Origin of the sequence: Nonomuraea sp. GTA35 (genome assembly GCF_041950525.1) — a bacterium.
GTDB lineage: Bacteria > Actinomycetota > Actinomycetes > Streptosporangiales > Streptosporangiaceae > Nonomuraea.
On sequence record NZ_JBGNUV010000011.1, the window covers coordinates 186,746 to 208,816 of the forward strand.

The window sequence follows — 22,071 nt, forward strand, 5'->3', positions numbered from 1 at the left end:
GAGTAACGGTTCACGTGATCGCAGCACGTCAGGTCGCTGAGAACATGGCGATTCGGGTATCGGTACGCGCCGGCCGCTCAAGCTTGAGTCGCGCTGCCGTCCGGACCTCCCTGACCTGCTCAGGTCGTGGACGGCGAGAGCGCACTGCGAGAGCCTCAGACGCGGGCCGCTCAAAGCCGCTCCCCGGTGGCGGCGGGGAGAAGGACGATGTCGAGGTCGCCGAGCCGGTCGGGATCGGTGTCGATGGCGATGCGGGTGATCCTGCCGCCGCTGACGGTGAACGCGAAGACGGCCCTGGGCCGGCCCCGGTGCAGCCAGACGGCCGACGGAACGCCGTCGACCAGGGCGAGCCGGGCCGCCTTGGCCCCGCCCGCGAAGAAGGTCGCCACCGCGTGGCCGCCGCGGATCTCGCCGACCACCACGTCCGGATCGAGGATCTCGATCAGGGCGGCGAAGTCGCCGTTCCTGGAGGCGGACAGGAAGGCCTCGACGATGTCCCGCTTCGCCGACCGCGCGGCCTCGGCCGCGCCGGCCGCGCCCTGCACCCGGCGCCGGGCCCGGCTGGCGAGCTGCCGGGCCGCGGCGGGGGAGCGGTCGATGATGGTGCCGATCTCGCCGAACGACACGGCGAAGACGTCGTGCAGGACGAACGCGAGCCGTTCCGCGGGCGTCAGCGTGTCCAGCACCACCATCAGCGCGACACCGACCGAATCGGCCAGCAGCGCCTCGTCCTCGGGGCCGGCCCGGCCGGGCGCCTGGACGCCCGCGTGCGGCGTGGCCGGCTCGGGAGGCAGTGCCCCGGCCGCGTCCTCACGCCGGTTGCGGCGTGCCTCCAGCATGTTCAGGCAGACGCGGGCGACGACCGTGGTCAGCCAGCCGGCCGGGTTCTCCACCTGTCCGGTGTCGGCGCGGCTGACCCGCAGCCACGCCTCCTGTACGGCGTCCTCGGCCTCGCCGGGTGAGCCGAGCATCCGGTAGGCCACCGCGCGCAGGCGGTCCTGGTGCTCGGTGAACCGCTCGCTGACCCAGTCCTGTTCGGCCATCTGTCACATTCCTCCGTCTCACCGGTCATTCAGATTGACCGACACAACGGAGAAACGTGACATCGGGGCCCGCCTCCGGTGTCGCGCCTGTCAGTACAGATAAGAGGAGACACAACGTGAAAGCGCACGTGAGCTCGATCCTGCTCGGCGTCCAGGACATGGAGCGGGCCAAGCGGTTCTACACCGACGGGCTCGGCTGGAAGGTCAAGAACGACTACGGCGTCTCGGTGTTCTTCGAATCGGACGGGGCCTCGCCCGTCGGCTTCTACGGCCGCGAGGGCCTGGCCGGCCAGGTGGGCACGAGCGCGGAGGGGAGCGGGTTCAGCGGGCTGGTGCTGACCTACGTCGTCCGTAGCCAGGAGCGGGTGGACGAGGTCATGGCGGAGGCCGAGAAGGCCGGTGCCACGGTCCTCAAGCCTGCCGGGGCGTTGCCGTGGGGCGGGTACGGCGGCACGTTCGCCGACCCGGACGGCTACATCTGGAGCCTCGGCTACAGCGCCCGGGGAGGGGACCAGCCGTACGCGGAGTAAGGGCCTGACGAAGCGGTCCGGCGCCGGCGCGGGTCAGGGCCGGCGCCGGACCCGGTACAGGTCCTTCGTCCCGGCGGGCCGGGGACTTTCGGCCCTGCCTCCCCCCGGCCCGTACAGGGATCATGGAAGCAGACACCCGCCGGGGCAGGAGATCCCCATCCCCGAGGCGGCCCCCGGCCCGGCAGCGGATCGGTGGCAGTGACCGGCAGTCACAGTGGCGAGCCCGGCCGGCCGGGCAGGGGCCGCGTCCATCCCGCCCGGCGGGTGTCTTCGAACGCGCGGCTCCTCAGCGGACGCAACCCCGGTGACCTGCTGCGGGCCCGACGCGGACGGTCACGTGGCGCTCGCCGCGTGAGGCATGTGCCGTCCCTCCCAGAGCCGTTGGACCCTCACGCCGGGGCCACCCGGCCCTGCCGCGGCGGGCCCGCGCGTGGTGCGATGAGAGGTGACGAAGGAGGAAATCGTGATCATCGTAGGAGTGGACGGATCCGTGGCCTCGCGAGCCGCCGTGGAGTGGGCGGCCGGCGACGCCGCCCGCAGGCACCTGCCGCTGCGGATCGTGCACGTGGTGGACACCTCGTGGTACCTGGTCGGCAAGCGCCCCGACGCGGCCCTGCCCGACACGCTGCTGCGCGGCGGGCGGCAGGTGCTGCGGGAGGCGGAGGCCCTGGCCCGCGAGCGGCAGCCGGCCGTCGAGGCCACCACGGAGCTGGTGACGGGCAGGCCCGCCGAGGTGCTGCGCGAGAGGGCCGGGGACGCCGTCGAGCTGGTGGCCGGCAGCCGCGGGCTGGGCGGGTTCGCCGGCGCGCTGGTGGGCTCGGTGAGCATGCACCTGGCCGGGCACGTGCACTGCCCCGTCGTGGTGGTGCACGCCGCGCACCTGCCCGCGCAGGGGGAGGTCGTGGTGGGGGTGGACGACTCGCCGGAGTGCGAGCCCGCCCTGGCCTACGCCTTCGAGCAGGCGGAGCTGCGCGGCGCGGCGCTCAGGGCCGTGCACGCCTGGCAGCTCCCGGTGCACGCCTACGCCCCGGACATCGTGTACGACATGGACGAGGTCCGCGCCGCGCGGCTCCAGGTCGTCCGCGACCGGTTGAAGACGCTCGGCCGCGACCACCCGCGGGTGGAGGTGATCGAGGACGTGCGGAGCGCGCACCCAGTGGACGCGCTCACCGCGGCGGCCGAACGGGCCGACCTGCTGGTCGTCGGCTCGCACGGGCGCGGCGTCCTCGGATCGGCGCTGCTCGGCTCGGTCAGCCGGAACGTGCTGCACCACACCCGCTGCCCGGTGGCCGTGGTTCGCGCCTGACGGCGCGGGGTCTTCGTCATGGTCGCCGGGGACGTCCGCCGCCGGCCGGCCGCGGAGCCGGAGGCCCGGGCGGTACCCCCGTTCACGGTCCAGGCCGAGGCTGGGGGTGGTGAGGGCGTCTGGCCGGGTGCGGTGGCGGCGTCAGTGGAAGTCCGTGAGGCGGAAGACCGCCAGCATGTCCCCCGCCCGCGACGAGCCGGTCGAGAAGGAGGCTTCTGCGCCGACCCAGCCGCGGAAGGCCCCGCTGTCGTCGATGACCTGCATGAGCGGCTTGACGTGCGAGTTGCCGGTGTAGCAGAACTCGCGGCGCTCCATCGCCAGGCAGGTGCACCAGTGCCACATCGTGTCGCGGCGGTCGGAGTTGGAGATCTTCGTGAGGTAGTACTGGATGGAGCTGACGCCGGCCTTGGTGCCGCCGCCGTAGCGGGGGCAGCCGCCCGACTTCTGGCAGGCGCCGCGCGAGGACGGCTGCAGGTAGGTCAGGCACGAGGTCGTGGTCGTGCAGGCGCGGAAGGACGCATGGCTGAACGGCTGGTCGTTCGAGGTGACGAGCTTGCCGCCCGCCCAGCTCGTCAGGTCCTGCCGCAGCGAGCCGGGGAACGCCTTCACCGAGCTCATCTCGCGCCGGGTGCCGATCGTGGCGTTGCTGCCGTAGCCGTACCCGTGCGTGGCCAGGGTGCTCCGCTTGAGGTCGAGGCGGGCCAGCTTGCGGTCGGGTGAGCGGCGCACGTACCACTGCTCCGTCCAGGCCTGGGCGATCTTCCACCGGATGGTGAGCACGTCGCCCGCCATGCTGTACGTCCCGGTGCGGCTCTCGTCGGGGGCGCCGGTGAAACCGCCGGCGGTGAGCACCCGGCAGGTGCGGGGACGTGAGGCGGAACCGCCCGCCTTGGTGGTGCAGCCCTGGTCGGGGACCATGCCGGTGCGCTGCCGGGCCTCGGGATGACGCTGCCACCACAGGTACAGGGAGGCGCTGACCGTGCCGTTCGCGGCGAAGCGGTAGCTGCCCAGGCGGAGCCAGTTCTGCCGGGAGGCGGCCTTCAGGTGACCCTGCGAGACGACGTAGGTGGTCTTGCCGCCGGGGAGTGGCGCGGCGGAGGCGGGTTGGACGGGCAGGAGGGTGATGGCGAGGACGAAGGAGAGGATCGTCGCTGCGGTTCGCATGAAACAGGCTCCGGGTGGCTTACGGGCTTGACCGGTCATCAACCGGTCACCGTACGCGATCTCCACCGGGCCTGTCCCGGGAACGGCCACAGCGCGCAGCTCAGGGTGTGGCGGGAGTGCTCAGGGCGCCGGCGCGTGCGGCGGCCAGCGCGACGTGCGCCGCCCGGTCGGCGACGGCCTCGTCCACCGGGTCGGCGGTGATGAGCAGGCGCAGGTAGATCGGCGCGGCCAGGGTTCTCAGCAGCTCGGCGGGGTCCGTGCCGGCGGGGAGCTCGCCGCGGCCGACGGCGCGCAGCACCACCGGCTCGGCCCTGGCGAGCCGGTCGTCGAACACCTGCCGCCGGGCCGCGGCGATCTCGGACAGGTGGGCCGCCCCGGTGAACATGGCGGCGAGGATGGCCTGCCCGGTGGGGCTGGTGAACGCCTGGACGAGCGAGCGGGCCAGCGCCCGCAGATCGCTGTCGATGGCGCCGGTGTCGGGAACGGGGATGTCGGCGGCCATGTGCTCGGCCAGCGCGTCGGTGAGCAGGCTCTCGCGATCCTTCCACCGCCGGTACACCGTCGTCTTGTGGACTCCGGCGCGCTGGGCGACGTTGTCGACGGTCAGCGCGGCGTAGCCCTTGTCGACGAGCTCGGCGAGCGCGGCGGCGTGGACGGCGGCGCGTACCTTGGCGCCGCGGCCGACCGGCCTGGCGGGGGACTGATCAGACTGCATTGCAACTCCGAGTTGCGATACTTCGGGGGTGACTGGCAGGATCAGCGTATCGCAACTTCGAGTTGCGATGCGTTCCCCATTGCGTTCTTTCCCCTGAGGTGGCACATCATGCGCAAGCCCGCCGCCTGGACTCTCCAGGCCGTCCCCGACCAGACCGGCCGCGTCGCGGTGGTGACCGGCGCCAACAGCGGCATCGGCTACGTCACCGCCCGCGAGCTGGCCCGCCGCGGCGCGCACGTCGTGCTGGCCTGCCGCGACCCCGGACGCGGCCGCGCCGCCCTCACCCGCATGGGTGACGAGGTGCCCGGCGCGCACCTCGAGCTACGCCAGGTGGACCTCGGCAGCCTGGCCTCCATCAGGGAGTTCGCCGCCGGCTGGCGGCGCGGCCGGCTCGATCTGCTGGTCAACAACGCCGGGGTGGCGATGGTGCCCTACGCCCGGACCGCCGACGGGTTCGAGTCGCAGTTCGGCATCGACCATCTGGGCACCTTCGCCCTGACCGGCCTGCTCCTGCCCCACCTGCTCGCCGCGCCCGATCCACGGGTGGTCACCGTCAGCAGCGAGGGGCAGCGGTTCGCCCGCTTCGACCTGGACAACCTCAACGCCGAGCGCGGTTACCGCGCGGCGTTCGCGTACGTGCAGGCCAAGCGGGCCAACCTCTACTTCGCCGTCGAGCTGCAGCGCCGGGCCGACGCCGCGGGGCTGAGGCTGCGCAGCATGGCCGTCGCGCCCGGGCTCACCCGCACCAACGTGCTCACCGGCGGCGCCAACAGCAGCAGGGGACGGCTGTACGCGGCCCTGACCCGCCTGCTGGTGCGAGTGGCGTTCCGCCCGCCTCTGGAGGGGGCCAAGACCTCCCTGTACGCGGCGACCGAGCCGGGCCTGCCCGGCGGCAGCTACATCGTCCCCGACGGCCTGCTGCAACTGCGGGGCGAGCCGGTCCGCCGTACTCGCGAGCGGGCCATCCGCGACGCCGCCACGGCCGCCGACCTGTGGCGGTTGTCCGAACGCCTCACCGGCGTCGGCTACGCCCTGTCCGCGGCACCCTGCTGATCGAGCTCGCCGTGCGCCTGCGCCGACAGGTCCTGCCAGTCGTCCCAGGTCTTGAGCCGGTCGGCGTAGGCCTGCTGGATCATCGGGTAGAAGCCCTGGCCGAAGAGCACCCGCAGGGGCGGGTTGTCCAGGTCGGCGAGCTTGAGGAGCGCCTGGGCGGCGGCGGCGGGGTCGCCCGCGGGCTGCTTACCCGCGGCCGCGCCCAGGCGCAGCCGGAGGTCGTCGTAGGCAGGGTCGGGCAGGGCCACGTGGCCGTTGTCGAGCGGGTCGGGGTTCTTGCCGTCCCTGGTGGCGAAGCCGCCGGGCTCGATGATGGTCACCTTGACGCCGAAGCCGGCGACCTCGCCGGCGAGGGCCTCGTTCAGGCCTTCCAGGGCCCACTTGGAGGCGTGGTAGGCGCCGCCGAGCGGCATGGCGATGAGCCCGGCCGCCGAGGACAGCTGGACGATGTGCCCCGAGCGCTGCTCGCGCAGGTACGGCAGCGCGGCCTGGATCACCCACACCGCGCCGAACAGGTTGGTCTCCATCTGGTCGCGCAGCTGCTGCTCGGTCAGCTCCTCGACCGCGCCGATCTGGGCGAAGCCGGCGTTGTTCACGACGACGTCGAGGCGCCCGAAGTGCTCCTTGGCCGCCTTGACGCTCTCGAGGACGGCGGCCTTGTCGGTCACGTCCATCGCGAGCGGGAGCACCGCGTCGCCGTAGGCGGTCACCAGGTCGTCGAGGCTCGCGGTGGCGCGGGCGGTCGCGGCCACCTGGTCGCCGCGCGACAGGGCCGCCTCGACGAACTGGCGGCCCAGGCCGCGCGACGAACCGGTGATGAACCAGACCTTGCTCATGATGTCTTTCCGTTCTCCATGCCCGTGGCGGATGCGCCTTGACGACCATGAGACGCCGGCGGCCCCGGCGCCTGTGACACCGCGGGCATGTGGCGTACGCCACCCGTCACGGGTGTCACACCGCGGTGGCGGGCGGCGACTCGTTGATGGAGCACACTTGACAGCGAACAGGTAGGAGCAGGACATGAACGAGCGCAGCGAGCCGACGGCGGCCACGGGCGAGCCACCGGCCGGCGGCGGGCCGGTGGACGCCGCCACCGAGGCGTTCGTCGCCCACCGCAACCTGCTGTTCACCGTCGCCTACGAGATGCTCGGGTCGGTGGCCGACGCCGAGGACGTCCTGCAGGAGACCTGGCTGGGGTGGGTGAAGGTCGATCTGGAGCAGGTGCTCGACCGGCGCGCCTACCTGGTCAGGATCGCGACCAGGCGGTCGCTGGACCGGCTGCGCTCGATGAAGCGCCGCAGGGAGGAGTACATCGGCCCCTGGCTTCCTGAGCCGCTGCTCACCACGCCGGACGTGGCCGAGAACGCCGAGCTCGCGGAGAGCGTGTCGATGGCGCTCATGCTCGTCCTGGAGACGCTGTCGCCGACCGAGCGGGCCGTGTTCGTGCTGCGCGAGGTGTTCGACGTCGGCTACGACGAGATCGCCGCCGCCGTGGGCAAGAGCCCGGCGGCCGTCCGGCAGATCGCGCACCGCGCCCGCCGGCACGTCGATGCCCGCCGCCCCCGCGAGGTGGTCCCCCCGGGCGTGGCCAGGGCGGCGCTGGCCTCGTTCCAGCGCGCGTTCGAGACCGGGGACCTGCAGGGGCTGCTGGACGTGCTCGCCCCCGACGTCGTGCTGATCAGCGACGGCGGCGGCGTCAAGCAGGCCTCGCCGCGGCCGATCGTCGGCGCCGGCAAGGTGGCCCGCTTCATCGTCGGCGGGATCGGCAAGGCCCAGTTCACGCCCACCGGCGAGCCCACCGTGGTCAACGGCAACCCGGCACTCGTGCTCCGCGTGAACGGCGAGATCGACGGCGTCATCGCCGTCAGGGTCGAGGACGCCCGCATCACCGGCCTCTACTACGTCCGCAACCCGCAGAAGCTGACCGGCATCGGGTCGGAGGTGCCGCTCGCCCTGCGCTGAACGCGGGCCGCGAGGAGGCGACGATCAGCAGGTAGAGTCCAGACTTGTGGATGTCTACCTGCTGATCCTCGGGGATCACCTGCCGGATCCACGTACCGGGCGAGCGCCTTCCGAGCCGGATCGCGTGCGCGCCATCGTCGACCAGGCCGTCGCGGCCGAACAGGCCGGATTCACCGGCGTCGCCATCGGCGAGCACCACTTCACCCGCTACATCGTCTCCGCGCCGGAGCTCCTGCTCGCCGCCATCGCGGCCCGCACCACCACCCTGCGGCTGTCCACCGGCGTCACCCTGCTGGCCCACCACGACCCCGTGCGCGTCGCGGAGGAGCTCGCCACCCTCGACGTGCTGTCCGCCGGGCGCGCCGAGCTCATCGTGGCCCGCGGCGTGTCGAAGGAGACCGACGTCGCCTTCGGCATCGCCCCCTCGGACCTGCGGCCGCGCTTCCACGAATACCTGCGCCTGCTGCTGAAACTGCTGCAGGAGGAGAACGTCACCTGGCGCGGCACGTTCCGCAGCCCGCTGGAGGGCGTGACCACCACCCCGCGCCCGGTCCAGCGGCCGCACCCGACGTTATGGGTCGGCAGCGGCTCGGCGGCCTCCGCCGACTTCGCCGCCGAGCTGGGCATGCCGCTCATGCTGCCCAGCACCCTGCGCGACCCCGGCGTCTACGTGGACGTCGTGGCCGGCTACCGGCGCGACGACCCCGGCCGGGTCGCGCTGCCCAGCCACGTGTTCGTCGCCGAGCGCGGCGCGCGCGAACGGTGGCGGCCCTACCTGGAGGCGTACGCCGCGTTCGCCAGCCCGTGGCGGGGCGACGGCAACGCGATCGACATCGACATGTTGATGGAGGGCGCGGCGATCTGCGGCGATCCCGGCGAGGTCGCCGACCGGCTCAACGCGCAGCAGAAGCTGCTCGGGCTCGACGCGCACCTGGTGCTGATCGACATCGGCGGCCTGCCCAGGGAAGAGGTGCTGACCGCGATCCGGCTGTTCGGCGAGCAGGTCATCCCCCGGCTCACCGCCTGACGGCGGGCGGACACCGGGCTGACGGGGGCTGGCGAGGCCGGGCTGACGCCGGGCTGACCGGGGCGGACGCCGGCCACCGATGAGTTCCACGGCCGGGCCGGGTCTACCTCTGCGTACCGCAAGACGCGCACCCGATGAGTGAGGGACCCATGAGTACGAACGCACTACCGCCCGTCGTCGACGCCGCCACCTGGCAGCGTCAGCTCGACGAGCTGCGCGCCCGGGAGAAGGCCGCCACCCGGGAACTCGACGCCATCGCCGCCCAGCGCCGCCGCCTGCCCATGGTGCGGATGCCGGACTACACCCTCGAGGGCGAGCACGGGCCGGTCCGGCTGGCCGACGTCTTCGAAGGCAGGAGGCAGCTGATCGTCTACAACCACATGTGGTTCGCGGGCAAGGAGTGGCAGTGCCCCGGCTGCACGGGGTTCACCTCGCAGTACACCCGGCTGGAGTTCCTGGACGGCTACGACGCCCGGTTCGTCGTCGTCACCCAGGGCCCGATCGACGAGGCGCTCGCCTACAAGCGGCGGGTCGGGAACAAGATGACCTGGTACTCCACCGCGAACAGCCCGTTCGGGACCGACGTCGGCGCACCGCCCGGCGGCGGTTTCGCCGTCAACGTGTTCCTGCGCGACGGCGACATCGTCTACCGCACCTGGCACACCAACGGCCGGGGCACCGAGCAGCTCAGCCACAGCTTCGCGCTGATCGACCTGCTGCCGTACGGGCGGCAGGAGGAGTGGCAGGACTCGCCCGACGGCTGGCCGCAGTCGCCCACCTACAGCCGGTGGCTCGACTCCAAGGAGATCGCCGCGATGTACGGCCCGGGCGCGGTCTAGGGACGCGGTCTCTGGGGACGCCCAGGGACGCTGTCCAGGGACGCTGTCCAGGGACGCTGTCCAGGGACACGGTGGCCGGCAGAGCCGCCGGCCACCGTCTCCGGTACCCCCTGCGCGCCGTCGGGCGGGCACGGCCGCTCTAATATGTAAACGCATCCGTATGCGTTTACAAAATGAGGTGGCCGCGTGCTGAAGACCCTGAGCAAGATCGCGTTACTCGTCCCCGCCCTCGCGGCAGCCGCCGTCTGGCTGATCGTCCTGAGACTGAAGAGCGTGCCGATGCCGCTGCTGGTCCCCTACGGACTGCTGCTCGCCGCGCTGCCGGCCGGCCTGCTGTGGCCCGGCGTGCTCGGCCGGCGGTCCACGCGGCGCCGGGTGCGGGCGTTCCTCGGGATCCCGGCCGCCCTCGGCACCCTGGCGCTCTACCTCGCGGTCGTCTACCACGTCACGGACCTGCCGGTGCTGCTCGCCCTGGCCACCGTGGCGGCCCTGACCTGGGCGGCGCCCGCGTTCCTGCGCGCCCGGCGGGCGGCGGGCGGCCGGGCCGCCGCGCAGACCAGGCGGGCCTTCCTGGCGGGCGGCGCCGGGCTGGTGCTGGGCGTGCTGAGCGGGCTGTCGCCCGGCTGGGTGGAACGCCGGCGCGGCCAGGCGCTGGCCCGGGGCGAGCGGCAGCGGCAACAGGCCGTACGCGCCCCGGGCGCGCGGCGGCGGATCGCCGACGGGGGCGTGCGGGTGTTCCCGATTCACACCGGCGACACCATCGTCACCTACGGCCAGTTCTACGGCGGCCTGGACGGCTGGGAAGGGCTGAACGGCTACCTGCGCACCCTGGTGGACAAGGCGCAGATCGCGGTGCCCGTCCGCGCCTACCTCATCGACCACCCCCGGCACGGGCTCCTGATGGTCGACACCGGCGTCAACTGGGAGCAGGCGCACGACCACGACGGGTACTACGACCTGACCTCGCGCCTGCTGACCGAGCGCGAGGAGTACCGGCTGAGCCCCGGCCAGGACCTGCGGGTCCGCCTGGCCAGGCTCGGCTACGACGCCGGGCGGATCGGCACCGTCTTCCTCACCCACGTCCACGACGACCACGCCGGAGGGCTGCGCAGCGTGCCCCAGGCCGAGGTGGTGCTGGACCGCCGCGACTGGGACCACGGCGTGCTCTACCCGCACTCCTTCGACCTGGTCAAGGAGAACCTCTCCTTCCCGGCCTTCGATTCAGGCCCCTTCGGCGCGTTCCCGGCCGGTCAGGACCACTTCGGCGACGGCAGCGTCATCCTGCTGCCCACCCCCGGCCACTCGCCCGGCCACATGTGCGTGCTGCTGCGCATGGACGGCGGCAGCGTGCTGTTCGTCGGCGACACCCTCTACACGCTGCCCCACCTGGCCGTCGACCAGGTCCGCCAGATGACCATCGGCGGGGCCGACACCGCCCGCCAGCTCGAGGCGGCCCGGCGCATCCAGGCCCTGCTGGCCGCCGAGCCCGCCACCGTGCCGCTGTTCGCCCACGACAACACCCGCTACCATGCCGACCGGGTCGTTCCCGCGTTCGCCCACGGGAGGCCCGGCAAGGAGGGGTTGCGGGAGTTGCGTACGCACATGGAGGCCGTCCTCACCCCCGGCTGGCGGCTGCGGGCCGGGCACGCGCCCCGCTTCGTCCCGCCGGAGTCCGGGACGGGACCGGGACGGGTGGAGTTCCGATGACCTCGACGCGGCGCACCCGGGGCAGGCCGCGCGACCCCGAGGCCGACGAGGCGATCATGAAGGCGGCGCTGGAGCTGTTCGTGGAGCGCGGCCTGGAGGGCGCCAACGTCGAGCAGATCGCCAAGCGCGCCGGCGTGGCCAAGGTGACCGTCTACCGGCGCTGGTCCTCCAAGGAGGAGCTGCTGATCCAGGCGATCGAGCAGGCGCGCACCCTCGTCCCCGAGGCCGAGATCTGGGAGGCGGCCGACGCCGGGGCGCAGCCGGTCGACGAGCGGCTCGCCGGCTCCTGGGCGGGCACCCTCGGCGACGCCCGCTTCCGTGCGATCCTCGCCCAGCTCATCGGCTCCAGCGTCACCCAGCCGTCACTGCTGGCCACCTACCGCGAGCAGTACATCCAGCCCCGCCGCCGGCTGATCCGCGCCGCGCTGGAACGCGCCCATCCGGAGGCCGCCGCCGACCTCGGCACCGACCTCGACACCGTGATCGACATGGTCGTCGGCGCGGCCATGTACCGCATGCTCATCGACCCCGACGCACCCGCCGGCGGCCGCCGGTACCTGGAGGGCGTGCTCCGCCAGGCCGACCGGCTGCTGCGCCCGTCCAGCGTGTCCGATCCGTCCGGCGCGCCCGACCCGAGCGGTGGGCCCGACCCGAGCGGTGGGCCTGACCCGAGCGGTCCGCCCGACCCGAGCGGCGAGCCCGCGACCTGACACACGCGTTTCCGGCCGCCTCTGGAGGGCAACGGCCCCGCATGATACGCGATCTCATCAAGGGCGCCGCGGGCGGCGCACTCGCCACCGCGGCGATGAGCGGGGTCATGGTGGCGGGCAGCCGGATGGGCCTCATGCCCGACCAGCCGCCCAAGCGGATCGTCCGCGCACTGCTCCCAGGTCACCGGCACCGGCCGAAGCCCGGCGAGGGTGTCGCGGGCGCGCTGGCGCACGCCGGTTTCGGCATCACCCTGGGCTCCCTGTACGGCGTCCTGGCCAGGGGCCGCCGCGTCCCGGCCGCCGCCGGCGTCGGCTATGCCCTGACCATCTGGGCCTCCAGCTATCAGGGCTGGATCCCCGGGCTGGGCATCCTGCCCCGGGCCTCCCGGGACCGGCGCGGCCGGCAGGCGGTCATGGTCGCCGGCCACGTGGTGTACGGCACCGTGCTGGCGCTGGCGATGAACCGGCTCAACGCACCGGACTCGCCCTGACCGCCGTCAGGCGGAGTCCGGGGTCTCGGTGAGGAGCCGCTGTTCGAGCACCGCGTCGAGTTGCAGCTCGTGGTAACCGGCCGTGTCGAACAGGACGGTCAGCCGGTCCTCGCCGCGCTGCACGACCTCGCCCGGTCCCCACGTGCGATGCACCACCCTGGCGTGCGTGGGGAACGGCCCGCTCTCCTCCCGCTGCCGCCCGGCGGTGCCGGCCCGGCAGTTGTCGCAGTCGCCGCACGGGTCGAGGAGGTCCTCGCCGAAGTAACCGAGCAGGAAACGCCGCCGGCAGTCGCCGGTCTCGGCGTAGCGGCGCATCATCTCCAGCCGGGTGCGTTCGACGTCGCGCCGGCGCTCGGCCAGCCGCCGGGCCAGGTCCGCCGCCGTCCGCGGGTCGGGCCCGCCGGGCGCCGGGCCGACCCGGCGCGTGCCCAGCCGTACCGCACCCGTCCTCTCCAGCAGGTCGAGCAGCATCGTCAGGCGGCGCGGCGACAGCCCCGTACGCTCGCGCAGCTTCTTGCGGTCGCTGCCCGGCCCGGCCTCGGCGACCGCCGCCGCGACCCGGGCCAGCGTCTCCGAATCCGGTACGGCCGCGGTGAAGTAGCGCTGCAGGCCCAGGTCCTCGGGACGGTAGAACAGCACCGCCCTGGCCGCCTCGCCGTCCCGGCCGGCCCGGCCGATCTCCTGGTAGTAGGCGTCCGGCGACCCCGGCACCTCGGCGTGCAGGACGAACCGCACGTCCGGCTTGTCGATCCCCATCCCGAACGCGCTGGTGGCGACCACCACGTCCAGCTCGCCGCCCATGAACCGGCCGTGCACGTCGTCGCGCTCTGCCCGCCGCAGCCCGGCGTGGTACGCCGCCGCCCGCACGCCCGCCTCGTCCAGCAGCCCGCTCAGGCGGCCGGTCTGCCTGCGCACCGCCGTGTACACGATGCCCGGCCCCGCTTCCTCGCGCACCGCGGCGACGATCTCGGGGGCGGGATCGTCCAGCATGCGGCGTACCGCGAGCGAGATGTTGGGCCGGTCGAACCCCTGCACGATCTCCAAGGGGTCGCGCAGGCCCAGCCGTTCGGCGATCTCCGCCCGCACCGGCGGGGCCGCGGTGGCGGTCAGGGCGGCGATCACGGGGCGGCCCAGCGCCTCGGCCACCTGACCGAGCCGCAGGTAGTCGGGGCGGAAGTCATGCCCCCACGAGGAGATCAGGTGGGCCTCGTCCACCACCAGGAGGGAGGGCTGGACGGCGGCCAGGTCGCGCACCACGTCGGGCCGGGCCAGCTGCTCGGGCGCGCAGAACAGGAACTCCGTCTCGCCCGCCCGCAGCGACTCGAAGGTCGCCCGCCGCCGGCCGGCCGGGGTGCCGGCGTCCAGGCTCGCCGCCGCCTCGTCGTGCTCGCGCAGCGCTTCGACCTGGTCGCGCTGCAGGGCGATCAGGGGTGAGACCACCACGGTGGGGCCTGGCAGGAGCAGCGCGGGCACCTGGTAGATCGCGGACTTGCCGCCGCCGGTCGGCATCACCACCAGCACGTCGCGGCCCCGCGCCAGCGCGGTCATCGCGGCCAGCTGGCCCGGCCGCAGGTCGGCCAGGCCGAGCGCCTGCCGCGCCACCCGCTCGCACTCCGCGCCCGCGTCCTTCATCGGCTCTCCCCTCGCACCCTGCCTCGCCGGGATGTCGTTCCTGCCCCGGCAGGCGGCCGGCATGTCATCGCAGCCGAGCCCGGCTACGAGCCCGGCTCGGCCCGCGGCCCAGCCGTGCCGGCGGCGCATCCACCCACCTGCCCTCCAGGCGGCACGTCAACGGGGGCGCGACGGGACCCGCAGGTGGTGCGCCAGCCAGTCCGCCACCCTGGTCACGAAGCTGATCCTGTTGCCGATCCGCCGGATCTCGTGGCCCTCGTCCTGGAAGAAGAGATGATCGCAGGGCACGCCCAGGGCGGTGGCCGCCTCGACCACCTGCTCGGCCTCGTACAGCGGGACGTTGGTGTCCTGGGCTCCGTGGACCACCAGGAGGGGCGCGGCCAGCCGGTCGAGGGAGTGCAGCGGTGACAGGGCGCGCAGCAGGTCCCGGTCGGCGTCCGGGTGGCCGTACTCGCCGACCGCGGCGGCGGCGATCCAGGGCTCGGTGCGGGCGTAGAAGGTGGCGAAGTCGGCGATGCCGCTGACGGTCACGCCGGCGCGGAAGAGGCGCGGGTGCGTGACGAGCGTGGCGAGGGTGAGGTAGCCGCCGTACGACCAGCCCATGCAGGCCAGCCGGGACGGGTCGCCGGCGCCGAGGCGCACCAGCTCCGCCACGCAGTCGGCCACGTCGTTCACCGCGTCGAAGCGCAGCTCGCGGTCGTCGGCCTGGCGGAAGGCGCGCCCGTACCCGCCTGAGCCGCGCACGTTCGGGGCGAACACGCCGATCCCGGCGGCCAGCAGGTTCTGGTAGAGGGGGTTGAAGGTGGGCCGCTCCTGGTCCTCGGGACCGCCGTGCAGGAACACCGCGAACGGCGCCGGGCCGCGCGCGTGCGGCGGCCGGTGGAGCCAGGCCGCCAGCTCCAGGCCGTCCCTGGCCCGGAAGCGCACCAGCTCGGCGCCTGCCGCCGTGGGCAGCGGGCCCGCGCCGGCGGCGTGCCGGTAGCCGCCCCAGTGGTCGCCCGTGTCCAGGTCGCACAGCAGGACGTGCGAGGGCTCCTGCGGGCTCTCGGCGGCCAGCGCGGCCAGCGTGCCGTCCCAGCCGATCCGGGCCGAGGTGACCACGGCGGCGGGCGGCGGCGGGAGGTGGTGGAGCTCGCCGCTCTCCAGCTCCATGACGTCCAGCTCGGAGCGGCCGTGCGCGTTCCACACCAGCAGCGCGCGGCGCCCGTCCGCGCTGAGCGCGAGCCGGTCCAGCTCCGCGTCCCGCCGTTCGGCCAGCACGACGGCCTCGGCGCCCTGCCGTACGGCCAGCAGCGCGGCCCGGTCGCGGCCGGCGTCCGACACCAGGTAGGCGATGCGGCCGTCGGGGGAGAGGGCCCCGTCGTCGGTGGATCCGGGCAGGCCGGGCAGCAGGGGCCGTTCGCCGCTCGGCGCGTGCGCGCCGAGCGCCTCGGCGGCCAGGTCGGCCAGGAACATGCGCCGGCGGCCACGCGCGCCCCGCCGCAGCAGCATGGTCACGTGGTCCCGGCTGATGGCCACCGGCCTCAGCAGCGCGCCGGCCGCGATGACCTGGCGGCCGCCGGTGACCGCGTCGATGAGCACGGCCCGCGTCAGGCCGGTGGACGAGGTCTCGGCGACCAGGAGCGTCTCGCCCCGGCCCGTCCAGCGGACCACCCCGGCGGAGCCGCCGTCGGGGGCGGCCAGCAGGCGCAGGTCGCCGCCGTGCGGCTGGACGGTCCACACCTGGGTGTGCTCGCCGCCGCCGGGCGCCACCAGCACGGCCAGGTGCGTCCCCGTCGGCGCCCAGCTCACGTCGACCGCCGGCTGCGGCCCGGTGTCGACGGCCCAGGCCTCGGCATCGCCCTGGAGGGACTGGATCCACACCCGGGGCGAACCGTCGTGGTCGCTGATGAAGGCGACGGCGCTGTTGCCGGGCGCCAGGGCGGGGGCGCGGCAGCTCCACGCGGTCAGGCTCTCGGCCGCGGGCAGGTGCGGCCGGCCACCGACGAGACTCGCGACCGCAGGCACGCGCGGCGGCCCGCCGGTCGAGCCTGTGGGCGGGCGTAGCGGGCCGCCGGCCGGTCGCGCAGGCACAGACGGAGGCCCCTCGGCCGGGTTTGCGGGCGTGGGCGGCGGCCCGCCGGCCGGGCCGGCGGTCGCGGGCAGGTGCGGCGGGGCGGCGGCGGGCCGCGGCGTCACACGCCGTGGGTCTGCAGCCACAGCTCCAGCAGCCCGAGCTGCCACAGCGTGTTCACGCCGGTCGTCGCCCTGTCCTGCTCGGGGTCGGCGAGCAGCCGATCCACGTAGTCCTGCCGGAACAGGCCCCGTTCGCGGGCGGCCCGGCTGGTCAGCGCGTCGCGGACGAGGTCGAGCAGGGCCCCGTCGACGTGCCGGACGGCGGGGACGGGGAAGTAGCCCTTGGGCCGGTCGACGACCTCGGCCGGCAGCAGCCGCCGGGCGGCGTCCTTGAGCACGCCCTTGCCGCCGTGGGCCAGCTTGAGCTCGGCGGGGCAGGCGGCGGCCAGCTCGACCAGCTCGTGGTCGAGGAACGGCGTGCGCGCCTCCAGCCCGTGGGCCATCGTCATGTTGTCGACCCGCTTGACCGGGTCGTCCACCAGCATGGCGGTGGTCTCCAGGCGCAGCACGGCGTCCAGCGCGGTCTCGGCGCCCGGCCTGGCCAGGTGGGCGCGGACGAAGTCGCCACTGGCGTCGCGATCCAGCAGGCGGTCCGGCGACAGGATCGCGGCCAGCCCGTCGTGGGGCCGGTCGAAGAACGCGCGGGCGTAGACGCCGGCGGCCTCCTGGCGGGGCACGCCGGCCAGCGGCGGGAACCAGCTGTAGCCGGCGAACACCTCGTCGGCCCCCTGCCCCGACTGCACGACCTTGACGTGCCGGGCGACCTCCTGCGACAGCAGGTAGAAGGCGACGCAGTCGTGGCTGACCATCGGCTCGCTCATCGCCCGCACCGCGTCCTGCAGCCCCTCCATCAGGCGCGCGTCCGGGATGCGGATGCGGTGGTGGTCGGTGCCGAACCGCCTGGCGACCAGGTCCGAGTAGGCGAACTCCTCGCCCGGCTCGCCGCCGGCCGGTTCGAAGCCGATGCTGAACGTGGCCAGGTCCTGCTGCCCCTGCTCCGCCAGCAGCGCCACGATGAGGCTGGAGTCCAGGCCGCCGGACAGCAGGACGCCGACCGGCACGTCGGCGACCATCCGGCGGCGCACCGCCACGCGCAGCGCGTCCAGCACGGCCCGGCGCCACTCCGCGTCGCTCAGCCCGGCATGCTCCGGCAGGGCGCCCCGGGTGTGGGACGGCTCCCAGTACCGGTGCTCGGTGCCGCCGCCGTCCGGCTCGATCACCCGTACCGTGGCGGGCGGCAGCTTGCGCACCCCGGACAGGATCGTGCGCTCGCCGGGCACCAGCGAGTGGAAGGTCATGTAGTGGTGCAGCGCCACCGGGTCTATGCCGGTGTCCACCTCGCCGGCCGCAAGCAGGGCGGGCAGCGAGGAGGCGAAGCGCAGCCGCCGGGCGTTCTCGGCCACGTACATCGGCTTGATGCCGAGGCGGTCCCTGCCCAGCGTCAGCCGCCCCGTGTCGCGCTCGTGGACGGCGAAGGCGAACATGCCCTTGAACCGGTCGACGCAGGCGGGCCCCCACCGGTGGAAGGCCTTCATCAGCACCTCGGTGTCGGAGGTGGAGTAGAACCGGTAACCCGCGCCGCGCAGCTCGTCCCGCAGCTCGCCGTAGTTGTAGAGGCAGCCGTTGAATACCACCGCCAGCCCCAGCTCGCCGTCCACCATCGGCTGGGCCGCCTTGTCCGACAGGTCGATGATCTTCAGCCGGCGGTGGCCCAGCGCGACCGGCCCCTGCGACCACAGCCCGGAGCCGTCCGGGCCGCGCTCGTGCATCGCCTCCGCCATCCGGCCGACGGCCCCGACGTCCGCCTCGGCGCCGTCGAAGCGCAACTCTCCGCTCAGCCCGCACATCCCAGGCCTCCTCAGGACGCCGCGGACCGGTACGCCGGGGGATCGCCCGCCGGCCGGTCCCACCGGCAGTCCCTGGTCTCGGTCAGCAGCAGGTCCACCACGTCGGCCAGCCGCCCCCGCCGGGCGAACGCCTGCCGCTGGCGCTGCGCGGAGCTGCCCCTGGCCAGCGCCTTCTCGATCAGTTCCGAGACCAGCCCCGCGTCACCCGAGTCCTCCAGCTGCGGCCGCAGCCCCTCGACCAGGCGCCGGATCACCACGGGCGCCGGCCGCGGCACCCCGCCCACCGGGTCGATCAGCTCACCCTCCAGCCCCGAGCGCGCCGCCTGCCAGGTCGCCGCCCGGGCGGCCTCCAGGTGTACCTCCCGTTCCACTCCCTGGCGCACCGCCTCCAGTTCCCTGGCCACCAGCGCCCGGAACAGGCCGACGATCAGCACGACGTCCTGGACCCGCGGGCAGGAGTCGCAGATGCGCAGCTCGACCGTGGGCACGTGCTGCGACGGCCGGATGTCGGAGTAGATCATCCCGGGATCGGTGATCACCCCCGAGCGGATCAACTCCTTGATCATCTCCTCGTACTCGGCGGCGGAGTCGTACTTGGCGATCGGGCCCGCCGTGGGCCAGCGCTGCCACACCAGGCTGCGGTAGCTGGCGTATCCGGTGTCGCCGCCGTCCCAGTACGGCGAGCTGGCCGACAGCGCCAGCAGCGGCGGCAGCCACGGCGTCAACCGGTGCGCCACCGCGACGGCCAGGTCGGGGTCGCTCACCTCCGCGTGCACGTGCATGCCGCAGATCAGCTGCTCCCGCGTGAGCTGCTGGTAGTCGCTCAGCATCTGCTCGTAGCGTGGCTCCGCGGAGACCTTCACCTCGTCCATCTCGACCAGCGGAGCGCTGCCCGCCGCGCTGATCCCGAGCCCCACCTCGTCGGCCTGCCGGATCAGCCGCCCTCGCAACCCGCACAGGTCACGCGCCAGATCCTCCAGCCGCCGGAAGGGCGCGCTGTTGGACTCCACCGTCGAACGCTGCAGCTCCCGCGCGAAGCTGTCCTCGGGCAACGCCTCCAGCAACAGCTCGGCCCGTGCCGCCAGGCGGCGAGTGCGGACGTCCACGACATGGAACTCCTCCTCCACTCCCACCCGGATCGCTTCCTCTTCTCCCTCCACGATCAATCACCCCCGGCTCGTCCAACTCGTGGCAGGCTTGTCTACTCCCCCGAGAACGGCCTTATGCACGTGACGATTTTTTGCACTGAACATGTTTGACGCGGGGTTTTGCCAAGGTTGAGGCGGAAAGCGGCGGGTAGTCGGGCACCTCGCGAGGGAGATCGACCGTGACGAGGAGGACACCGATGCCGGCACGAGGGGAGCCGTCGGTCGCCGCCTCGGGGCAGTGGCGCGACGAGCAGGGGGTACGGCGCCCGGCGGGCGAAGCGCACGCCTGGTTCCCCGGGACGAACCAGACGCTGTGCGGGCTGCCGCTCAGCCGGTCCGGGCTGCTCCGCTTCCACCACGTGGCCTGGCCGGAGGTGTTCCCGGAGTCCGGCGGCTCGGCCGAGCAGGTCGGGGACGTGTGCCGCAGATGCGTCGCTGCCTCGGGCCGTCGCTCGCACCGCGGCTGGAGCCCGCGCTGGACGAGGAACTCGCCGCGCCCCTGAGCCCCCTGACAGCCTGGGCGGCGGTGTCAGCGGAAGGAGCGGCGGTAGGCGGCAGGCGTGGTGCGCAGGGCGGTGTGGAAGCGGCGGCGGAGGTTGACCGCCGAGGACAGGCCGACGCGGGTGGCGATGGTCTCGACGGGCAGGTCGGTCTCCTCCAGCAGCGCGCGGGTGGCGGCCAGGCGGCGTTCCAGCAGCCAGCGGGCGGGCGGGACGCCGAGCTGGGTGGCGAACTGGCGGGTGAGGGTGCGGGCGGAGACGCCCGAGAAGGCGGCCATGTCCTCGACCGTGATCTGGTCGGACAGGCGGGAGAGGAGCCATTCGAGCAGCGGGGCCAGCGAGTCCGGCATGGGGCCGGTGGTGGGGAGGGGAGGGTACTGGCGCTGGCAGCCCTCCCGGTGCGGACCGGCGGCGAGCTGGCGGCCGATGCGCATGGCGTGGGCCGCGCCGTGCTCCTGAAGGACCTGGTGCAGGCAGAGGTCGCTGGTGGCGGCCGAGGCCCCGGCGGTGGCGACGTCGCCGTGATCGACGTAGATGACGGTGTCGTCGAGGATGACGCGGGGGTGGCGGGCGGCGAGCTCGGCGGAGAGCTCCCAGTGGACGGAGGCGCGGCGGCCGTCCAGGAGGCCCAGGGCGGCGGGGATGAAGATCCCGGCGCAGACGGCGATGACGCGGGCACCCCGGGCGTGGGCGCGTGAGACGGCGTGGAGCACGGCGGGGGAGGGGGCGATGGTCCAGCCCGCGACGAGCACGGTGTCGGCGTCGCCGAGGGCTTCGAGGCCGTCGTCCACCTGGATGGGGACGCCGAGGGTGGTGGGGAGCGAGCCGGGGCGCTCGGCGCACAGCCGGAAGCTGTAGTGCTGGGGGATGCCGGGCCCGTGGTAGCCGAAGACGGCGGAGGCGGCGGTGACCGGGTAGAGCTCCTGGTTCGGGGCGACCAAGGCGACCACGCGATGCGGGCCGGGAGGTGTCGGAGGCATTTCCGGGCATTCCGCAGGCATGGCGCGAATGTACCTCATGATGTCATCTGGGACACCGGCGCTCTGATCTGGAAATATCCAGAATTGGGGCTCATGTGGACGAGGAACTTCACCCTCTACTTCGGTGCCCGCACGATCTCGCTGCTCGGCGACGCGATGATGCCCGTCGCCTCGGCGCTGGCGATCGGGAAGGTTTACGGGATCGCGGGCGTCGGCTACGTGCTCGCGCTCTGGACCGCGTCGGCCGTGCTGGTCATGTTGTTCGGCGGGGTCGTCGCCGACCGGATCGGCGCCCGGCGCGTGATGATCGGCGCGGACGTGGTCAGGGTCGTCACCCAGGGGGTCGTGGCCGTCGCCTTCCTGGACGGCGCCCCGCCGTATCCCCTGCTGCTGGTGATGGCGTTCCTGTCGGGTACGGCCGCCGGGATGTTCGAACCGGGCGTCAACGGCATGGTCCCCCTGGTCGCCACGGACCCGCAGCGGGCCAACGCGACCCTCAAACTCGCCGAGGCGGTCACCCAGCTCGCGGGTCCCGCGCTGGCGGGAGTCCTCGTCGTCGTCGGCGGGCCGGTCTTCGTCTACACGGTGGACGCCGCGACGTTCCTGGTCAGCGGGGTGGGCCTGCTGCTGGTCCGGGTCGCCGTGCCCAGGCCGGGGCCCTCCGACGTGCTGAGCGACCTGCGCAGGGGCTGGGAGGAGTTCAGGGCCAGGAGCTGGATGTGGTCGGTCATCCTGGTCTGGGTGTTCTGGGGCGTGCTGGTGATCGGACCGTCCGTGCCGCTGGCGTCGCAGGTCATCGGGGCCGACTACGGCTGGGTGATGGCGGCGCTCGGCCTCGGCACCGTGCTGGGCGGGTTGGTGGCGATCAGGTTCAGGCCGCGCAGGCCGCTTGCGGCCGGGGCGGTGGCGCTGAGCGGGTACGTGGCGGTTCCGCTGACGGTCGCGCTCGGGCTGCCGTTGCCGGTGCTGATGACCGGGCACCTGCTCGGCGGGTGCGCGTGGGCGTTCTGGTCGGTGATGTGGTCGACCAGCGTGCAGACGCAGATCGCTCCGGACGTGCTCAACCGGGTCAACGCCTACCAGGTGGCCGGGTCGGTCGCGGGCATGGCGGCCGGGCAGGCGCTGGCCGGTCCGGTCACCACGCTGGTCGAGCCGCGCGCCTTCATGCTGGGGTCGGCCGTGGTGGCGGTCGGCGTGGTGGCGGCCCTGCTGCTGATCAAGCCGGTCAGGCGGCTCGGCCGGGAGCCTCAGGGGGCCGCAGGCCGGTCGGTCCCGGCCCGGGCCGGCTCGCCGGCGTAGCCG

20 protein-coding genes are annotated in these 22,071 nt (G+C 73.7%); 11 read left to right on the forward strand and 9 right to left on the reverse strand.

From position 1 onward, the window contains the following. Nucleotides 1-170: 170 nt before the first annotated feature. Nucleotides 171-1,043, reverse strand: a complete 873-nt coding sequence (locus ACBJ32_RS39805) for a sigma-70 family RNA polymerase sigma factor (RefSeq protein ID WP_375131165.1) — start codon at nucleotides 1,041-1,043, stop codon at nucleotides 171-173. A 116-nt stretch (nucleotides 1,044-1,159) separates the two neighbouring features. Here ACBJ32_RS39805 and ACBJ32_RS39810 point away from each other — a divergent pair, with 116 nt between their 5' ends. Together ACBJ32_RS39810 and ACBJ32_RS39815 are read left to right on the forward strand one after the other, a co-directional pair. Next, nucleotides 1,160-1,573 (forward strand): VOC family protein, encoded by a 414-nt coding sequence (locus tag ACBJ32_RS39810; RefSeq protein ID WP_375131166.1) that lies wholly within the window; start codon nucleotides 1,160-1,162, stop codon nucleotides 1,571-1,573. Nucleotides 1,574-2,036: 463 nt separating this feature from the next. Next, the gene (locus tag ACBJ32_RS39815) at nucleotides 2,037-2,879 is read left to right on the forward strand and encodes a universal stress protein (protein WP_375131167.1); all 843 of its coding nucleotides are present in this window, start codon (nucleotides 2,037-2,039) and stop codon (nucleotides 2,877-2,879) included. A 141-nt stretch (nucleotides 2,880-3,020) separates the two neighbouring features. Here the strand turns inward: ACBJ32_RS39815 and ACBJ32_RS39820 are convergent, their stop codons facing one another. Both ACBJ32_RS39820 and ACBJ32_RS39825 read right to left on the reverse strand, forming a co-directional pair. Beyond that, the gene (locus ACBJ32_RS39820) at nucleotides 3,021-4,043 is read right to left on the reverse strand and encodes a hypothetical protein (protein ID WP_375131168.1); all 1,023 of its coding nucleotides are present in this window, start codon (nucleotides 4,041-4,043) and stop codon (nucleotides 3,021-3,023) included. Nucleotides 4,044-4,143: 100 nt separating this feature from the next. Next, nucleotides 4,144-4,758, reverse strand: a complete 615-nt coding sequence (locus ACBJ32_RS39825) for a TetR/AcrR family transcriptional regulator (RefSeq protein ID WP_375131169.1) — start codon at nucleotides 4,756-4,758, stop codon at nucleotides 4,144-4,146. Between the two features lie 108 nt (nucleotides 4,759-4,866). Between ACBJ32_RS39825 and ACBJ32_RS39830 the strand changes: the two genes are divergently transcribed. Then, complete coding sequence (locus tag ACBJ32_RS39830) at nucleotides 4,867-5,811, forward strand: oxidoreductase (RefSeq protein WP_375131170.1); 945 nt, start codon at nucleotides 4,867-4,869, stop codon at nucleotides 5,809-5,811. Here the strand turns inward: ACBJ32_RS39830 and ACBJ32_RS39835 are convergent. Beyond that, on the reverse strand, nucleotides 5,784-6,647 hold the full coding sequence (locus ACBJ32_RS39835; protein WP_375131171.1) for an SDR family NAD(P)-dependent oxidoreductase: 864 nt from the start codon (nucleotides 6,645-6,647) through the stop codon (nucleotides 5,784-5,786). The two genes, ACBJ32_RS39830 and ACBJ32_RS39835, sit on opposite strands and share 28 nt — an antisense overlap. A gap of 184 nt (nucleotides 6,648-6,831) precedes the next feature. Here ACBJ32_RS39835 and ACBJ32_RS39840 point away from each other — a divergent pair, with 184 nt between their 5' ends. The 6 genes from ACBJ32_RS39840 to ACBJ32_RS39865 all read left to right on the forward strand — a co-directional run bounded on the left by ACBJ32_RS39840 (nucleotide 6,832) and on the right by ACBJ32_RS39865 (nucleotide 12,547). Then, nucleotides 6,832-7,773, forward strand: a complete 942-nt coding sequence (locus ACBJ32_RS39840; protein WP_375131172.1) for an RNA polymerase sigma-70 factor — start codon at nucleotides 6,832-6,834, stop codon at nucleotides 7,771-7,773. A 46-nt stretch (nucleotides 7,774-7,819) separates the two neighbouring features. Beyond that, nucleotides 7,820-8,800, forward strand: coding sequence for an LLM class flavin-dependent oxidoreductase (locus tag ACBJ32_RS39845; RefSeq protein WP_357885238.1), 981 nt, complete (start codon nucleotides 7,820-7,822; stop codon nucleotides 8,798-8,800). 149 nt (nucleotides 8,801-8,949) lie between these two features. After that, on the forward strand, nucleotides 8,950-9,639 hold the full coding sequence (locus ACBJ32_RS39850; protein WP_375131173.1) for a DUF899 domain-containing protein: 690 nt from the start codon (nucleotides 8,950-8,952) through the stop codon (nucleotides 9,637-9,639). A 186-nt stretch (nucleotides 9,640-9,825) separates the two neighbouring features. Then, nucleotides 9,826-11,346, forward strand: a complete 1,521-nt coding sequence (locus ACBJ32_RS39855; RefSeq protein WP_375131174.1) for an N-acyl homoserine lactonase family protein — start codon at nucleotides 9,826-9,828, stop codon at nucleotides 11,344-11,346. Continuing rightward, a complete protein-coding gene (locus ACBJ32_RS39860; protein ID WP_375131175.1) occupies nucleotides 11,343-12,056 on the forward strand; it encodes a TetR/AcrR family transcriptional regulator in 714 nt (237 codons plus the stop codon). Before ACBJ32_RS39855 ends, ACBJ32_RS39860 begins: the two co-directional genes overlap by 4 nt. Nucleotides 12,057-12,097: 41 nt before the next feature. Beyond that, nucleotides 12,098-12,547 (forward strand): DUF6789 family protein, encoded by a 450-nt coding sequence (locus ACBJ32_RS39865; RefSeq protein ID WP_375131176.1) that lies wholly within the window; start codon nucleotides 12,098-12,100, stop codon nucleotides 12,545-12,547. 6 nt (nucleotides 12,548-12,553) lie between these two features. Here ACBJ32_RS39865 and ACBJ32_RS39870 read toward each other — a convergent pair whose 3' ends face one another. The 4 genes from ACBJ32_RS39870 to ACBJ32_RS39885 all read right to left on the reverse strand — a co-directional run bounded on the left by ACBJ32_RS39870 (nucleotide 12,554) and on the right by ACBJ32_RS39885 (nucleotide 19,301). Continuing rightward, nucleotides 12,554-14,179 carry a RecQ family ATP-dependent DNA helicase gene (locus ACBJ32_RS39870; RefSeq protein WP_375131177.1) on the reverse strand — a complete coding sequence of 542 codons (1,626 nt, stop codon included), beginning with the start codon at nucleotides 14,177-14,179 and terminating at the stop codon, nucleotides 12,554-12,556. Nucleotides 14,180-14,335: 156 nt separating this feature from the next. Further along, nucleotides 14,336-16,252, reverse strand: a complete 1,917-nt coding sequence (locus ACBJ32_RS39875) for an alpha/beta fold hydrolase (protein ID WP_375131178.1) — start codon at nucleotides 16,250-16,252, stop codon at nucleotides 14,336-14,338. A gap of 101 nt (nucleotides 16,253-16,353) precedes the next feature. Next, nucleotides 16,354-18,141 carry an N-acetylglutaminylglutamine amidotransferase gene (locus ACBJ32_RS39880; RefSeq protein WP_375131179.1) on the reverse strand — a complete coding sequence of 596 codons (1,788 nt, stop codon included), beginning with the start codon at nucleotides 18,139-18,141 and terminating at the stop codon, nucleotides 16,354-16,356. An 11-nt stretch (nucleotides 18,142-18,152) separates the two neighbouring features. After that, nucleotides 18,153-19,301 (reverse strand): glutamate--cysteine ligase, encoded by a 1,149-nt coding sequence (locus ACBJ32_RS39885; protein WP_375131180.1) that lies wholly within the window; start codon nucleotides 19,299-19,301, stop codon nucleotides 18,153-18,155. A 185-nt stretch (nucleotides 19,302-19,486) separates the two neighbouring features. Between ACBJ32_RS39885 and ACBJ32_RS39890 the strand changes: the two genes are divergently transcribed. Further along, nucleotides 19,487-19,792: a hypothetical protein gene (locus ACBJ32_RS39890; protein ID WP_375131181.1), complete on the forward strand. Its 306-nt coding sequence runs from the start codon at nucleotides 19,487-19,489 to the stop codon at nucleotides 19,790-19,792. Nucleotides 19,793-19,818: 26 nt separating this feature from the next. On the opposite strand, the gene ACBJ32_RS39895 is transcribed toward ACBJ32_RS39890, so the two are convergent. Next, the gene (locus tag ACBJ32_RS39895; protein ID WP_375131182.1) at nucleotides 19,819-20,769 is read right to left on the reverse strand and encodes a GlxA family transcriptional regulator; all 951 of its coding nucleotides are present in this window, start codon (nucleotides 20,767-20,769) and stop codon (nucleotides 19,819-19,821) included. Nucleotides 20,770-20,862: 93 nt separating this feature from the next. Here ACBJ32_RS39895 and ACBJ32_RS39900 point away from each other — a divergent pair, with 93 nt between their 5' ends. Continuing rightward, a complete protein-coding gene (locus ACBJ32_RS39900; RefSeq protein ID WP_375131183.1) occupies nucleotides 20,863-22,068 on the forward strand; it encodes an MFS transporter in 1,206 nt (401 codons plus the stop codon). Nucleotides 22,069-22,071 lie beyond the last annotated feature (3 nt).

Excerpts from the sequence above, each read along its gene's own strand:
- ACBJ32_RS39850 (WP_375131173.1), top strand. The coding sequence starts at position 8,950 with ATGAGTACGAACGCACTACCGCCCGTCGTCGACGCCGCCACCTGGCAG.
- ACBJ32_RS39840 (WP_375131172.1), top strand. The coding sequence starts at position 6,832 with ATGAACGAGCGCAGCGAGCCGACGGCGGCCACGGGCGAGCCACCGGCC.
- ACBJ32_RS39805 (WP_375131165.1), bottom strand. The coding sequence starts at position 1,043 with ATGGCCGAACAGGACTGGGTCAGCGAGCGGTTCACCGAGCACCAGGAC.
- ACBJ32_RS39880 (WP_375131179.1), bottom strand. The coding sequence starts at position 18,141 with ATGTGCGGGCTGAGCGGAGAGTTGCGCTTCGACGGCGCCGAGGCGGAC.
- ACBJ32_RS39900 (WP_375131183.1), top strand. The coding sequence starts at position 20,863 with ATGTGGACGAGGAACTTCACCCTCTACTTCGGTGCCCGCACGATCTCG.
- ACBJ32_RS39835 (WP_375131171.1), bottom strand. The coding sequence starts at position 6,647 with ATGAGCAAGGTCTGGTTCATCACCGGTTCGTCGCGCGGCCTGGGCCGC.
- ACBJ32_RS39870 (WP_375131177.1), bottom strand. The coding sequence starts at position 14,179 with ATGAAGGACGCGGGCGCGGAGTGCGAGCGGGTGGCGCGGCAGGCGCTC.
- ACBJ32_RS39890 (WP_375131181.1), top strand. The coding sequence starts at position 19,487 with ATGCCGGCACGAGGGGAGCCGTCGGTCGCCGCCTCGGGGCAGTGGCGC.
- ACBJ32_RS39895 (WP_375131182.1), bottom strand. The coding sequence starts at position 20,769 with ATGCCTCCGACACCTCCCGGCCCGCATCGCGTGGTCGCCTTGGTCGCC.
- ACBJ32_RS39825 (WP_375131169.1), bottom strand. The coding sequence starts at position 4,758 with ATGCAGTCTGATCAGTCCCCCGCCAGGCCGGTCGGCCGCGGCGCCAAG.
- ACBJ32_RS39830 (WP_375131170.1), top strand. The coding sequence starts at position 4,867 with ATGCGCAAGCCCGCCGCCTGGACTCTCCAGGCCGTCCCCGACCAGACC.
- ACBJ32_RS39860 (WP_375131175.1), top strand. The coding sequence starts at position 11,343 with ATGACCTCGACGCGGCGCACCCGGGGCAGGCCGCGCGACCCCGAGGCC.
- ACBJ32_RS39865 (WP_375131176.1), top strand. The coding sequence starts at position 12,098 with ATGATACGCGATCTCATCAAGGGCGCCGCGGGCGGCGCACTCGCCACC.
- ACBJ32_RS39820 (WP_375131168.1), bottom strand. The coding sequence starts at position 4,043 with ATGCGAACCGCAGCGACGATCCTCTCCTTCGTCCTCGCCATCACCCTC.